Raw genomic sequence first — 13,060 nt, 5'->3', positions numbered from 1 at the left:
TCGCAACAGTGCCTGCTGCCTGAACTCCAGGCTGAACTCCTGCCCCTTTCTGCCTGCCTTGCTCTTGGTCATCGTCCACCTCCTATTGCGATAGTTAATCGCTTATAGGGGTGTCCGTGAAACGGGGGCAAGATCAAGGTTCGTCAGCCTGGCTGGGTCTCCGAGCTGATGGTCGCCTATTGGTAGCGCCGGTTTTGGAAATTCGATCGACGTTTACTGCGAGCACGCGATGGTTTGATATTCGATACCCTTGTCACGGGAAGTCGGGGGGCGTGAGAGCGCGTCGAATAGGTCAGGGATGATCCATGGATGATTTTGATCAATATTTGGCAAAAGCGTGCATTGCTCGCCTTTCTCTGGCGCACGATAGTGTTCATTCATGACATAGGATCGACGCGATGCGACGCATTTTCGCCCTTGTATGCCTTCTTGCGCTTTGGACGGGCCTCGCTCATGCGGCACCTCCGGCGAGTTATTTCGATGCACCCAAGGATGAAACGCCGCTCGCGGGCGGGGCGAGGATGATCACCATCGACACGCCCAAGGGAAAATTCCGGGTGTGGACGAAGCGTGTGGGCAACAACCCCAAAATCAAAGTCCTTCTCTTGCATGGAGGCCCGGGGGCCACGCACGAATACTTCGAGGTCTTCGATAGCTTTTTCCCGGGGCAGGGCATCGAGTATTACTACTATGACCAGCTTGGCTCGGCCTATAGCGATCAGCCCAAGGATGATTCCTTGTGGGATCTATCCCGTTTTGCTGACGAAGTGGAGCAGGTACGCCAGGCATTGCACCTGGACAAGGACAATTTCTACTTGCTGGGGCATTCGGCGGGTGGTGCCATCGCCATCGAATATGCCCTGAAGTACCAGCAGCATCTCAAGGGCCTGATCATCTCCGACATGATGGACAGCGGCCCGGCTTACGACGCGTATGCCCATCAGGTGCTCATGCCGGCCATGGACCAGGCCAAGCTCGCGAAACTGAAGAAGCTGGAAGCCGCTGGCAAGACGGAGGATCCGGACTATATGGGCATCCTCATGCCCGAGCATTACGAGAAACACATTCTCCGCATGCCGGCTGCGCAATGGCCGGATCCTGTGCTGCGTGCTTTCGCCCACCTCAACCAGCAGGTGTACGTGTCAATGCAGGGCCCCAGCGAGCTGGGCATCGGCAGCAAGATGGCCAAGTGGGATCGAAGCAAGGATCTGTCGAAGATCACCGTTCCTACGCTGGTGATCGGCGCCACTTACGACACCATGGACCCAAAGTACATGGCATCGATGGCGAAGAAGCTACCGCAGGGGCGCTTCCTCCTGTGTCCGAATGGTTCGCACCTGGCCATGTACGACGATCAGCAGGCCTACTTCACGGGCCTGATCAAGTTCATCAAGGATGTGGACGCGGGAAAGGCGATGCGTTGAGCGATGCCCGCGATCGAGGACGTCGGTCCTCGATCCCGATATGAAAAAGCCAGGATTGCGAAAAGCAATCCTGGCTCGAAATGACGCTAAATCTTTGGTGCCGGAAGTGGGACTCGAACCCACACGCTTTTAAGGGCGGCGGATTTTGAGTCCAGACGTATGGTCCAATAATTACAATAGCTTAGATCAATTTCCGGTCCGCAAACGCCATAAAATCATGGTGGGTTTCACCCGCGATTGCTCGATGTTGGCCATGAATTGCGGACCGGAATCCGGCTATTTTGTGGGGGTTACCTTGTCGCCCTTGCGCCTGCGCACATAGTGCTCGGTCATGGTGACCGTGGTGTGCCCGAGCTGGGCCTGGGCCTTTCGAATGTCCCCTGCCGAATCCGCCTTGTCGGTGCCGGCCTTCGCCCGCAGGTCGCGCATCTGGAAGCCCTTTGCCAGGGTGCCGGCCGCCTCCCGGGCGTTCCGGAAGTGGTCGTACAGCTGGTTGTAGGTCAGCGGCTGACCGTCCACGCCGACGATCAGGCGTGTGGCATGGACCGGGTAGGCGGCCTTTCTCGCGCGGATCCGTGCCAGCAGGGCAGCGAGCTGCCCTATGACCTTGATTCGGTTCTTGGCGTTGGTCTTCCCCTGCTTCACCTGGATGAAGCCATCCCGCACCATCGTCTCGTCCATTCTGAGCACATCACCCACGCGCTGCCCTGTGAGGTAGGCCAGGTCGAGCGCATCCTTCAGGGGCTCGGAAGCCTTGGCATAGACCGCCTCTAGAATCTCGTCCTCGATGTAAACGTCTCGCCCCGATTCCTTGTTGCCCTTGACGCCCGCACAAGGGTTTGCCTTGGACGTGTAGCCCTCTTCGCGTGCCCAGTTCCAGATATGCGAGAGGAGAGCCTTCTCGCGATTGGCCCGTACCTTGGCAGTCTGGCTCCGCCATTTCACGTAGCGCTTCACGTCGGACGGATCGATCACTTCGAGCGGCGCCGGCGGGTCGTTGAAGAACTCCTTGAGCTTGGCGATTTCCTGGACGTTGTCCTTCTGCGTGCGCGTAGCCTTCGTCGGCACCACCTCGGCAAGGTATCGATCTGCCACGTAGGCGAACGTTACCACCTGGGCGACGACGTCCTCCGAAGTCCGGCTGCGTTCCAGCTCGGCCCACTTCAGGATGGCAAGGCCATAGTCGCTCCCCAGGGGCTCCTCGCGGCGCGGAGATCCCCCAAGGTCATAGTAGTAATAGAGCGTCCCCGATGGCTTGCGTCGAGCGCGCAATCGGGGGATGGCGTCGGGGCGGGTAGAGCGTCGTCCCATATCAGGCGGCCTTGTTGGAAGTCCACTTCTTCGCTGGGCCGGCAGTGAGCTGATCCAGAGCCGTCCCCACGACGTTTGCCCAGGCGACCGAGGGCCACCCATCGGCGCGGATCGAGTGCCGTATGCCGTTCTTCCGCAGGTTCGCTAGAATCTTGCGCTTGGTCCCGGCGCCCGTCAATTCCTTGACTTCTTCGAGGCTCAAAAAGGGATGCGGCTCAGCGGCGCCCACGGCGCACCTCCTGGTTGATAGTCGCGAGGGTCCGGCGCACCATCGTCAGACCGTAATAAGTGGGGAGAGCGCCATGAAGATCACCCATGGTGAATTCGAGATCTACCTCGGCCTGCCCCTGATGGGGATAGACGGTAGGTGCGTGGTGGCTTGGGCCCTCTACCGCATGCCGAGGACGATGGGCGACCAGCCCGAATACCTGGGCGCGACAAACGGCATCTCCGACGAAGGCCTGGCCATGTCCACCGCGCTCGCGGAAAGCAGGCTCAAGGCCAACGAACTTGCCTAAGCCGTGTACCATCGGCGAACTGAGTTGAAAATCTAGCCGGGCTATGTCACAGAAAGAGGTCATTTCCGGGTTCGTTGGAGAATTCGTCTGGTCGGCTCGAGTGGAGTCGGTGGAGAGCCACCGATACCTTCTTGATGAGGTGCTCCTGGCCTCAGGCGAACGTGAAACAGTAGGCCTGCTCTTTGGAACGCTAGCGCAACTGCGCGAGTACGCACAGGAAGTCGCGGAAGTTATGGTCAGCTCACGCCCGCGTTCAAGCGATGAATGACCGGAAGCCCCCGGCGAATCCTGAACCTTGGATCTGCGAGCGCTGCGGGATGCCGGCCAAGCACCGCGTCCGGAAATTCGACGCGCAGGGCGAGTACTTCCCCTGCCAGGTCTGTTGGCATAGAAACGCCCTGCCGACCAACCCGTGGTTCGTCCGGCCGCCGTCCCGATGATTGCTGCCTCGGATTGCGCCAAGCGCAAGGGCTGAGGCACCATCGGCGCACTTAAATGGATGGGGAGTTCAGGCATGGGATGTGACCTAGCTTTTTGGAGCATGACAGTTGGGGACCTAGCGACGTGGTTTGGCGGACTCGCATCCGCAGCCGCAGCGTTTGCTGCCTTGAGGGCAGCTAAGAATGCTGTTGCTATCGCTCAGGTCCCCGCTAAACAGGCTGCGGACGATCGAGCGCGAACCGCTAGCATCTTTGCTAAACCTCTTATCCAGGAGCTCAGCGACATTCGAGATCGGGCCAGCAAACTTCCAAACGAAATTGAGAGCGCCTCGACGAAAGGTCCTGGAAGCGTAATTCCCTATATCGAAAGACAAACTCTCAATCCAATGCTGGCACTGTCGCAAGCAATGCCTTTCATTGATTGTTTCGGACCTGAATCGGCTGCACTTCTTATTTCTGTGATTGCAGCTAAGGGGGCGTATCAAGACCGAGTCAGCAGGCTCATTGCGATGCCTAGGCCAAGTGCATATGGCGTCGGTATGATGAAGGCTGTCGGCGAAGTGAAAGAGTGCGCCACGGAGCTCCACCTCGCTGCTGAAAAGGCGATCACCGCACTGGAAACGATAATTTCCTGATGCAGTACGCAGCTTACAATTAGCGATCGCATTAATCAGGATTCTATCCATTATTAGCGCTATCACGCCCCACCTCCCGCCCTGTCGATGAGGGCGCGCAGTGCGTCGGCACTGACGTACTTCCGCATCACGCCGTTGATCCTGAAATGCTGTACTTCGAGGCACAGCATTTCGTCTAGGCCCATGGCTTTTCTGCGCTGCTCACAAGATCCCAGCCAGCCCTCCCAGGCGCCACGAGTTGCGGAATACAGATAGTCGCCCGAGTCATCGCGGTGACAGCGATACCCATGACTATGCGCCCACGGCTCGAAATTCCAGCGCTCGATCTCCACCATCTCGGGGGTGAGGGTCATGGCTGGGGCTCCAAGTCGGCTTTGTGCATGCGCCAGTTGCGGCGATCCGTCTCCTTGCAATACCGCAGACGGTCGTCCCATGTGACCTCGATGCGCGCCGACCATGCGTCTTCGGCGGCAGCCGTCACGGTGCCAAGCGCGTTAGGCTTGGGCGATACGTAGAAAGGCGTGTAGCCACCGACGTAACGCACTCGGTCGCCTACCTTGAAATCAGCCATGTCCCGGCACCTCCTGTTCGGCACGCCACTCAGCCCAGCTCCAGTGCGTAGCCTTGTGGTGGGTCCATTCGGCCGTGTCGGCCGTAGGCTCAAAGGGAGGCTTGCCGGCGGTGCAGCGCTCGCACTTGCCTTCGTCGCCGCGATGCTGCTCGCAGAAGTACAGGCCGCACCCTTCGTTTCCGCCGTACGGCTCCTCGTCGCAGCACACGTACGACAGCCCGCGATCGATCTGCTTGCCGCATCCAGGGTGATCGCACGTCGCCGGCACGCCGTAGCCGATATCACGTTGCCATCGCTCGTCAAAACCGATTGCCCAGCTCATAGTCACCACTCCGTGCCAGCGAAGAAGCGAGGCGTAGGGTCGTTGTGGTCTTCGAGAGCAAGCTGCTCCCGGAAGGTACGCGTCAGCGACAGGTCGTTCTCGTCGTAGTAGAAAGGAGTGGAATCGAGAAGATCGTCGGAGAGTGCGTATACCTCATCCTCCATGCCCTCGCGCTCGCCATACTCTTCCTGGAACGCGGCGATCATCTCGGCTTCGGTGGCATCACCGATCCACCACTCGCAGTCGTCCATGTAGAAAATCCTAAGCATTGGGCACCTCCCTCGCGGCGGCGATCTTCGCGTCTTGCTTTGCGCACCAAGCCAAGAAGCTGTCTGCGTCGATGGGTGGAAGCCATCGTTCAGTCCCGTCAACACGCTTTATCCGAAGAATAAGCGTTCCGCTGATATCCGCCGATGGTTTGTCGAATGTGCTCGTGTCGATGAGCATGGGGCCGCATTTGACGTCGACCACGGTTACAAGCTCACCATGAGCCTCAAGTTGCTTTCCAATGCCAGGGTGACCTGGCCAGTTGCGCTTAGCCATGGCTCACCTCGGCGGCGATGTAGTTGGTCGTCATGCTGCGCTCCGGGCCGCTTGGATGGCGGCATGAAGGGACGCCATGGGCGCCTGCAATTCGGGCACTGAAATGCCGTTGTAGTAGAGGCATCCTTCGTCCCACTCGGTATGGTCGATGAGTGTCGATTGAAGCGCCGTTGCAGCGTCTATGAGATCTGATACTTGGTCGAGAATCTTCATGAGCGCGACAGCCGATTCATGTAACCCGTTCACCGAACAGGCATCAACCTCGCGACCAAGTGCTTCAACGACCGATGTTCTTAGTACATCACCCACGATCCACCCCCATCCGCCCGGCTGACGGGGCGGCGAGAGTTGCCATTGCCCGGTCGCGGCGCTTGGCGAACTCGTAGATGCCTCTGTGCATGCCGCACCAGTGCTCGTGAGTCGCCTGTTGAGCAGATTCCAGTTCAGACACCTGCTCATCGCTCGGATCGCCTGCTCCTTCGACCTGCTCAAACGCCAGGTTCTCGGCGTTCCGCGCTTCCATATAGTGCTCTACGTCCGTCACGAGATATCCGGCATGCTCAACCGCCCGACGCCACGGATTGTTGGGGTCGTTCAGCCCATCCGGCACAGCCTGTCGCGGGGCGATGTTGATATCACCGGCGACAATCGGAAAGGGAGTGTAGAAGTCGCCGTCCGGGTCCATCATTTCCTCGGCGGCCTCCTTCGCGTCTTGGTAGTCCAGCCAGATGCAGGTTTCGTCGAAGTAGGTGCCGCCCTGGTCATCGCGAAGCATCCAGCCGATGACATCGCCCCTTGTCTGCTCGGCAGGGTGGGATTCACCGGCCTTCGGCTGGGCGGCGAGCGCTTCAATGTCTTCACGGGCGTCGTTCACGTACTCCTTGACGCCGCGAAGAAACGAAAGGATCGCCGACTGGTGCTTTCCGGTTTCGATGTCTTCGACGGCGCTGGAGAGATCGCTAAGCGCCTTGTCTAGCTTCTGCACGATTGGCTCGCCAACTTCATCGGTCAGCGGAGTTACCTCGGCATCGCCCTGTACGCGCGGGGCGGCGAGCATCGCTTTGCGACAGTCATTCCAGCCCCGGCGATAGCCTTGGCCCGAAGTCATGTCATCGAATTCTCCACCGACCTGCTCGGACAGCCATTCCGGTGGCACCACATCCCCGCCCACTACATCGGGGGTGGGGGCGATAGCGGCGCGTTCGGCGAGCACGCCATTGATCGCGGCACGCAAAGCTTGCTGGGTGTTGTAGCCGAGATACGTGTTGTTGAAGGCTTCGTATGCTCGCCAAAGCTTGGGCGTCGGTCCGTTCACGACTTCCGGGATCAATTCGAAAGGATCGGACATCCCGGGCGCGGTGCTGGTCTTGTCGGTCATGGTCATCACCAGTCACTCCCGCAGAGCCAGCCGGGTTCGTCACCGTGCTCGGCGAGCATCTGGCGGATGCTGGTCATCTCGCCGGTCGGCTGCTCGTTCTCGTCGAATGCCGGATACTGCACATTCAGCTGCGCATCCGTCAGCTCCTCGGGATAACCTGCCGATGGCTTCGCTCCAGTAAGGTCATCCATTAGCTCGGCCGCATGCTCCGCGTTGGTCGCGGCATAGACTTCCGATTCGTTGCAGTAGAAAGCTTTCAGTAGGCCCGTCTTGTCGGTCATGCGGATGCTCCTTCCAGGGCTTCGCGGGCGATGTCGCTCCAGTGTTTCCATTCCGGGTTCAGTTCCGGCCCCTGGTTTGCGATCTTTACCAGGGCATTTCTCAGCCGGTCCCGCTCACCAAGCAAAGCAGCCACATTGGCGTAGATGACCACCTTGTGGTGGCAGTCAGGATTGAGCCGGTTGTGCGGATCGACGAGCAACCGACTTTGGAAAACCTTGTACGTTTTCACTTCGGCAACCTGGCTGGTCTTGTCGGTGGTCATGCGGATTCCTTTAAAATGGGACTTGCTCATTCCACGCATCGCAGCCATCAAGCTGCGCGCTTTCCGGTACGGTTTGCTTCCACTGCTGACACCAGCCATCCCGGAACTCGGCGCACTCCAGGCACGGCGTCAGCACCGGTAGTGACTCCATTGCCATCAAGGCGTTGCGCATCGCCTCGATCAGATGCAGGCGCTGGTTCGCGTTCGGCCTCTGCAAACTCATGCGCCAAGATCTCCGGGTACTTGTCGGTTTCGTCGACGGTGATGAAAAGGGGGCGCGGTAGCTGCCAAGCGAGCGGCAGGGCCTCTTCGATGGTCCGCGGGCACTGTTCGGCACTCCTCGCCTGCCACCAGCGCAGGGCCTTGGCTCTCGGCATGCCGGCGTGCTCGATGCAGACCCACTCGTTGAAGCGACGCATGCCGCACTGGTAGGTCACCTTGAGGGATGGAGTTTTGCCACCCTTCTCGTGCCTGGCGTATGCGACGGAATTCACAGGGTGCACGTGGATAGCCCGTTCGCGGCAATGGGAGAGCACCGGCGCATCCACTGGGCGGTCCGAATGGGCTGGGTCTAGGCTTCCCCAAACCTGCGTGCACTGATTCCCTTGAGCATCGCGACCTGGGCAGATGCGTGCCTGCATGGGAACTAGCTCCCTGCACTTGGGGCATTCCTTGGATGTGCCGCGCTCGACGTGCGCGGCCTTCCTTGGGCGCGCAGCTCGGACGCGGATCGCATCCACCGGCCCGTGCTCGAGCATATTCCCCGCGTAGTCCAGGACCAGGCAGTTTGGCTTGCCGCCGGACGCCAGGGCCGCCAAGCGCTCCGACAGCTCTTCGAGGTCATAGCCGCTCGCGTAAACCGGGCGGAAGCCTCGGCCTACCTGCTGGTAATACATGCCCGGAGACTTGGTCGGCCGCAGCATGGCGACCACGTCGATGATCGGGTTGTCATAGCCGACGGCAGCGACATTGACATTCACCATCCAACTGTACTTTCCGGACCGGTGACCGGAGAACGCATCGTCTCGACCGGCGCTCCCCTGGTGGACGATGCAGACGGTCTCCCCGTGTGCCAGTAGCGCATCCCTTACGGCGAGGGCGTGCTCCACGTTGACGCAGAAGGCGATTCCGCAACGCCTGCCCGTGGTGCGCGCCAGGAGGTCAGCCACGGTGCTGCGAACCAGCGGAAGCATGGCGCCGGCCAACTCGCCCTCGACGTATTCGCCGCCACGTAGCCGAACCGTCGACAGGTCCGGCAGCTGCCCCCCTTGACTGACCAACTGGGAGAGATAGCCGTCGTGAATCAGATCGCCGACGCGGGCCTCATAGGCGATATCGTTCACGACGTAGTTCGGTCCGCAGATCGGTACGGCCTTTCCCTGGAGGCGGTAGGGCGTCGCGGTCAGCACGATGACCCTAAGGTTCGCGTTGAACTTCTGGCACTCGCGGATGAAGGTCAGGTACATGCCATCGCCGCCGAGTGGGATGTCCTGCCCCTCGTCCACTACGAGCAGATCGAAACGGCCGAGCTGATGAGCTCGTTTGGCGACGCTCTGGATCTGCATGTACAGGATCTTGTTGAAGCGGTCTCGCCTGCGCAGGCCCGCGGCATAGATGCCAACGGGCGCCTCGGGCCACAGTGCCTTCAGCTTTTCGCTGTTCTGCTCCACGAGCTCTTGGCGAGGCGCCAAGATGCCAACGCGGCCGCCCCAGCCTTGAACGGCTTCCATGGCGATCGCAGCCATGAGGGGCGATTTGCCTGCGCCTGTGGGCAGGACCAGGGCTGGGTTGCCTTCGCGATTGCGGAGGAAGTCCCAGCAGGCGGTGAGGGCCTTTTGCTGGTAGGGGCGAAGTTTCATCACGCCACCTTCCTCGTGACCGCCGCACGGTGCTTGTAATGGGTGCCGCCGGCTATGCGACGCTCGCGAACTGTCTCATCCAGGTCGATCGAGATCTGGCGCCACAGTTCGAAGTGGCCGCGCTCCGCCGTGTACACACCGACCAACTCGTTATCGATCACATGATCAGGGGCCTCGACAGTCACGGTTCCGTCCGGCGCAATACAAACTGCCCGAGCCACGGCATATTCGACAACAAAGGCGGCAGCGCGCTCCGCGCAGCTTGATACGGTGTGCTTGCCAAGACGGCCACAGTTACGTTCGTTCATGAGTTTCTCGCGGAGTGATCGTGTGTGATGGGCCGGTGCATCGAGTCGCGATCAGGCCGCGTTCTCGGCGGGAACAAATCGCCCATCGAATTCATTCCGGATCTCGTTCGCCAGGCGGTCACCCAGCATCGCCAGCGACATAGCCGCCAATTCGCTCGACGCGAACGACCCAGGACCGCGGACGCCGTTGCGGAAAACTACACGCTCGGGCGTCGTGTACTCGATCCAGTTCTCGGTCTCGCTGGCGTCAGTCGCAGATCCCCAGCGAGAAAGGAGCGCTGGAATGTATCGATGCTCGTCGCACCCCGTCCTCTGGGCGTCGATAGGGATATCCGATTTCCAGCGAGCACAAGACCAACGGCCGTCGCCGTCGCGCTCCGGCGTCGCGTGGGCACACGTACGGCATGAGACGGAGGGCAGGGCGGTCCCATGGCACTGCGAGGCCATGACGCATGTCTTGCACTTCCAGAACGTCGCGTCGCCGCCGATTCTTGCCAGCGGCTCGCCCGCGAAGATGACCCGCTCCGCTTTGGCCTTTAGGCGCTCAGCCTCGGCATCGTCAGCGTCCGTACGGACGCTCGTAATCGGTAGGCGGCCGCCTGGTGATGTGCAAGTTAGATAGTGGCGATCCATAGCGCCGTAGTGCATGTAGAGGATTGCCTGGGCGTGATAGGTAGGGTTCCATGCGGCGAGCGCCGCCTTCTCCCCGTGCTTTTCCTTCGCCTTCGCCAGCTCGTGCGGGCCCTTCTCGCTGGCCTTGTTCTCCCACATATGCCAAGCCTTCGGAGCCTGGAGGATGCCCCGGATTGCCCCATCGATGTGGCCACGGAAGTGACCGCCAAGGTCGGAGAACCCGAACTGCTGACCCGTCGACGGGTCGAGCGTGTACAGCTCCACGCCCGGCACCATCCGAAGGCGATCGGCCATGAGATCCTCGGTGCGGTGACCATCCTCGAAGTTCATGAGGGATTTAGCGTCGAATCCACCGCCAGACGGGCCACACCAACGGAAGTTCCGCCACAGGAATGCCTCACACTCCATGCCAATCGCGGACATGCCTAAATACGGGCGCGGCTTTTGGAGGTTGTTTACATTCTGGACCGCGGCGTTGATCGCATCCAGAGTGGGGTCGTTGACGGCTTGAGTTGGGAGAAGGGCCATGTTCGGGTTCTCTTTCGATAGGGATGCCGGTCTATTCCCGGCGGTCACTCGATCTGTGGCTTTACGCGGAACTTGTATCGAGACTCCCCGCGCTGGCTTCTCGGCGAGTGGTGGATCGGCCGGAGCAGATCCACGTGAACTCGGTGTTGCCGCTTCCGACTACGCTCTCGCATTACCTGCGCGGCCATCCGCGCTTTGAGTCAGGTCGCAGCTCGCACCGAGCGGAGGTACCCGCCTTAAACCAGTGCCGGTGTTATGTGCGCCACCGCCGGCTGGGCTGATTTGATCAGGCTGCCTGGTTGCGCTTCCAAGGTGGCGTCTCGGCCGACTGGTTCGCGGCAGGTGCCGAGCTCGCGGCGCCGACGATCGGCGTAACACCCTCGATCTTTTTCCAGGCTTTCACTTCGTTGGCATCGCGATTCGTGACGTAGCCATTCTTCTGGCTGGTACCCGACGGGATGAACTCGACGCGAATGATGTGGGGCTTGTTGTGCAGCTCCTGGGAGTCGCGCGGATTCGCCACGCCGGTGGCTTCGCGGATGCTGGCGAACTGGCGGTTCGCGATTTCCTGAGCCTGTGCGTTCGGGGTTTTCAGGTTGAGACGTGCCCACACCTTGCGTCCCTTGTACTCGCCTTCGCTCACCTGGTAAGTGAGCTCGAGAAATTCGCCATCGCCGCTCTTGGTTGGCTTCATGTCGCTATCGACGATGACCGAGAGATACTCGCCGGTCGGGATGGCGCTGAATTCAGCTTGCGCCTCGGCATTGGGATCGTAAGAGCCAAAAAGGTTTGCCATGTTCGGGGTTCCTGTGCTTTCGTAGAGGATCGAGAGTTATGCCGCCTGCGCGGCGGGAGTCATCGCGTTGACGAGGGCACCCCAGGACAGATCGACGGTGTCTGGCATCCCATAACGGTTGCCGGCGATGAACGAGGGTTTGGAGTTGACGTGGAGTACGCGCCGGCCAGTTCCGATGCCACGTGCGCGCGTATTGTTGAAGCCGTCCTTTTCCTTCTTAATCGCCATCTCTTCCTGTGCGAATCCGATGATGTCGGCCCACTCGATGGCGAGACCCAGTGGACCCTTCTGGAGCTTCAGCTCGTAGCGATCGAAGGCCTCGACATCGGGCGCCTCGAAGCGCTTGACTGCGCTGTGTGCGATGAGAATGACGGCCTTGCCGTGATGCGCCCGAAGGTCGCTCAGCGCATCGAAGAAGCGACGCCAGTCGGCGTTGGCCTCGACATAGCCCTTCCCATAGCCGGGCTGCTCGATGGACGACCAGTTGTTGCGCTTGCATGCCGAGGCCCAGACCAGGGGCTCAAGCCAGTCAAGGGAGTCGACGACGACGGTGCCGAAATCCGATTGCTTGATCACTTCAAGCCAAGCCATGACGTCGTCAAAGGTTTCGACGACACGACCTTCGTTTACGGCGTCCGTCTCGATACCGGCCAAGCCGTCCTCAAGGCAGATAAAGACGGGCTTGTAGGTGCCGGCCGCGAAGGTGGTCTTGCCGACCTTCTGGGCGCCATGGATGACGACGCGCGGCGGCAGGCTGTTTCTCGTGGTTCGGGAGATTGAGGCAAGGCTGATGCTCACGTTAGTGCTCCGGGTTCGGGTTGTGGATTCAAGCAGCAGCCGCGAGGTCTTGAGGAATAGCCTCGATGCGGACGCTTGGTTTGGCCGGCTTGGAAGTGATGACCTGGGCGAGCAGTGCGTATGCTCCGGGCTGGTTCGATTGCATGTAGCGAAGGCCAGTGATCGAGAGGCTCGGCTTGTAGTTGATCACCTGATCGAACAGGTCGGTTGCGATCTCGTCCTTGACGGCCGATAGCGCAGCCTCGTCCACGGTCCGGTTGTAGCCGTAGGTGATCGAGACCTTGTAGTCGTTTCCCTTCATCGTCACTGAGCCCTCGTCTTTCGTGGGCAACAGTGAAATGAGCTCGTGCTCGGCCTCGATTCGGGCCTGAGTAGCCAAGAATTCGGTGCGCTTTGCCAGCTCGAGGTTGCGAGCGGCCAGATCGATCGGGTTCATGTTGATGGTTCCGAGT

At 60.3% G+C, this 13,060-nt stretch carries 20 protein-coding genes; 3 read left to right on the top strand and 17 right to left on the bottom strand.

From position 1 onward, the window contains the following. The first annotated feature begins 398 nt into the window (after positions 1-398). Positions 399-1,424: a proline iminopeptidase-family hydrolase gene (locus tag GAK38_RS14970; RefSeq protein ID WP_325345451.1), complete on the top strand. Its 1,026-nt coding sequence runs from the start codon at positions 399-401 to the stop codon at positions 1,422-1,424. A gap of 276 nt (positions 1,425-1,700) precedes the next feature. Here the strand turns inward: GAK38_RS14970 and GAK38_RS14965 are convergent, their stop codons facing one another. Both GAK38_RS14965 and GAK38_RS14960 read right to left on the bottom strand, forming a co-directional pair. Next, on the bottom strand, positions 1,701-2,735 hold the full coding sequence (locus tag GAK38_RS14965) for a tyrosine-type recombinase/integrase (protein ID WP_325345449.1): 1,035 nt from the start codon (positions 2,733-2,735) through the stop codon (positions 1,701-1,703). 1 nt (position 2,736) lies between these two features. Continuing rightward, entirely contained in the window at positions 2,737-2,964 is a 228-nt protein-coding gene (locus GAK38_RS14960) for a DUF4224 domain-containing protein (protein ID WP_325345447.1), read from the bottom strand. 73 nt (positions 2,965-3,037) lie between these two features. Here GAK38_RS14960 and GAK38_RS14955 point away from each other — a divergent pair, with 73 nt between their 5' ends. Next, positions 3,038-3,253, top strand: coding sequence for a hypothetical protein (locus tag GAK38_RS14955; RefSeq protein ID WP_325345445.1), 216 nt, complete (start codon positions 3,038-3,040; stop codon positions 3,251-3,253). A gap of 541 nt (positions 3,254-3,794) precedes the next feature. Next, positions 3,795-4,328 (top strand): hypothetical protein, encoded by a 534-nt coding sequence (locus tag GAK38_RS14950; RefSeq protein WP_325345443.1) that lies wholly within the window; start codon positions 3,795-3,797, stop codon positions 4,326-4,328. Between the two features lie 62 nt (positions 4,329-4,390). On the opposite strand, the gene GAK38_RS14945 is transcribed toward GAK38_RS14950, so the two are convergent. From GAK38_RS14945 to GAK38_RS14875, 15 genes are all read right to left on the bottom strand, one after another. Next, positions 4,391-4,681 (bottom strand): hypothetical protein, encoded by a 291-nt coding sequence (locus GAK38_RS14945; RefSeq protein WP_325345441.1) that lies wholly within the window; start codon positions 4,679-4,681, stop codon positions 4,391-4,393. Then, a complete protein-coding gene (locus tag GAK38_RS14940; protein WP_325345439.1) occupies positions 4,678-4,899 on the bottom strand; it encodes a hypothetical protein in 222 nt (73 codons plus the stop codon). Before GAK38_RS14940 ends, GAK38_RS14945 begins: the two co-directional genes overlap by 4 nt. Beyond that, on the bottom strand, positions 4,892-5,221 hold the full coding sequence (locus tag GAK38_RS14935) for a hypothetical protein (protein ID WP_325345437.1): 330 nt from the start codon (positions 5,219-5,221) through the stop codon (positions 4,892-4,894). The genes GAK38_RS14940 and GAK38_RS14935 overlap by 8 nt, the downstream gene beginning before the upstream one ends. Before the next feature lie 2 nt (positions 5,222-5,223). Beyond that, entirely contained in the window at positions 5,224-5,472 is a 249-nt protein-coding gene (locus GAK38_RS14930; RefSeq protein WP_325345436.1) for a hypothetical protein, read from the bottom strand. Positions 5,473-5,482: 10 nt separating this feature from the next. Beyond that, entirely contained in the window at positions 5,483-5,764 is a 282-nt protein-coding gene (locus GAK38_RS14925; protein ID WP_325345434.1) for a hypothetical protein, read from the bottom strand. A gap of 30 nt (positions 5,765-5,794) precedes the next feature. Then, the gene (locus GAK38_RS14920) at positions 5,795-5,977 is read right to left on the bottom strand and encodes a hypothetical protein (protein WP_325345432.1); all 183 of its coding nucleotides are present in this window, start codon (positions 5,975-5,977) and stop codon (positions 5,795-5,797) included. 88 nt (positions 5,978-6,065) lie between these two features. Continuing rightward, the gene (locus GAK38_RS14915) at positions 6,066-7,142 is read right to left on the bottom strand and encodes a hypothetical protein (protein ID WP_325345431.1); all 1,077 of its coding nucleotides are present in this window, start codon (positions 7,140-7,142) and stop codon (positions 6,066-6,068) included. A 5-nt stretch (positions 7,143-7,147) separates the two neighbouring features. Next, positions 7,148-7,423 carry a hypothetical protein gene (locus tag GAK38_RS14910; protein ID WP_325345429.1) on the bottom strand — a complete coding sequence of 92 codons (276 nt, stop codon included), beginning with the start codon at positions 7,421-7,423 and terminating at the stop codon, positions 7,148-7,150. Further along, the gene (locus GAK38_RS14905; protein WP_325345427.1) at positions 7,420-7,686 is read right to left on the bottom strand and encodes a hypothetical protein; all 267 of its coding nucleotides are present in this window, start codon (positions 7,684-7,686) and stop codon (positions 7,420-7,422) included. The genes GAK38_RS14910 and GAK38_RS14905 overlap by 4 nt, the downstream gene beginning before the upstream one ends. 47 nt (positions 7,687-7,733) lie before the next feature. Beyond that, a complete protein-coding gene (locus GAK38_RS14900) occupies positions 7,734-9,545 on the bottom strand; it encodes a DEAD/DEAH box helicase (protein WP_325345425.1) in 1,812 nt (603 codons plus the stop codon). Then, positions 9,545-9,853: a hypothetical protein gene (locus GAK38_RS14895; RefSeq protein ID WP_325345423.1), complete on the bottom strand. Its 309-nt coding sequence runs from the start codon at positions 9,851-9,853 to the stop codon at positions 9,545-9,547. The genes GAK38_RS14900 and GAK38_RS14895 overlap by 1 nt, the downstream gene beginning before the upstream one ends. Positions 9,854-9,904: 51 nt before the next feature. Beyond that, positions 9,905-11,014, bottom strand: a complete 1,110-nt coding sequence (locus tag GAK38_RS14890; protein WP_325345421.1) for a hypothetical protein — start codon at positions 11,012-11,014, stop codon at positions 9,905-9,907. A gap of 286 nt (positions 11,015-11,300) precedes the next feature. Continuing rightward, positions 11,301-11,810 (bottom strand): DUF669 domain-containing protein, encoded by a 510-nt coding sequence (locus GAK38_RS14885; protein ID WP_325345419.1) that lies wholly within the window; start codon positions 11,808-11,810, stop codon positions 11,301-11,303. A gap of 36 nt (positions 11,811-11,846) precedes the next feature. Beyond that, positions 11,847-12,608, bottom strand: a complete 762-nt coding sequence (locus GAK38_RS14880; protein WP_325345417.1) for an ATP-binding protein — start codon at positions 12,606-12,608, stop codon at positions 11,847-11,849. A 28-nt stretch (positions 12,609-12,636) separates the two neighbouring features. Further along, positions 12,637-13,044, bottom strand: a complete 408-nt coding sequence (locus GAK38_RS14875) for a DUF7173 family protein (RefSeq protein ID WP_325345415.1) — start codon at positions 13,042-13,044, stop codon at positions 12,637-12,639. Positions 13,045-13,060 lie beyond the last annotated feature (16 nt).

The organism is Xylophilus sp. (assembly GCA_009914555.1).
Taxonomy (GTDB): Bacteria; Pseudomonadota; Gammaproteobacteria; order Burkholderiales; family Burkholderiaceae_C; genus WNDY01.
Note: the sequence above shows the minus strand (reverse complement) of the source record. Positions and strands in the feature narration are given on the sequence as shown.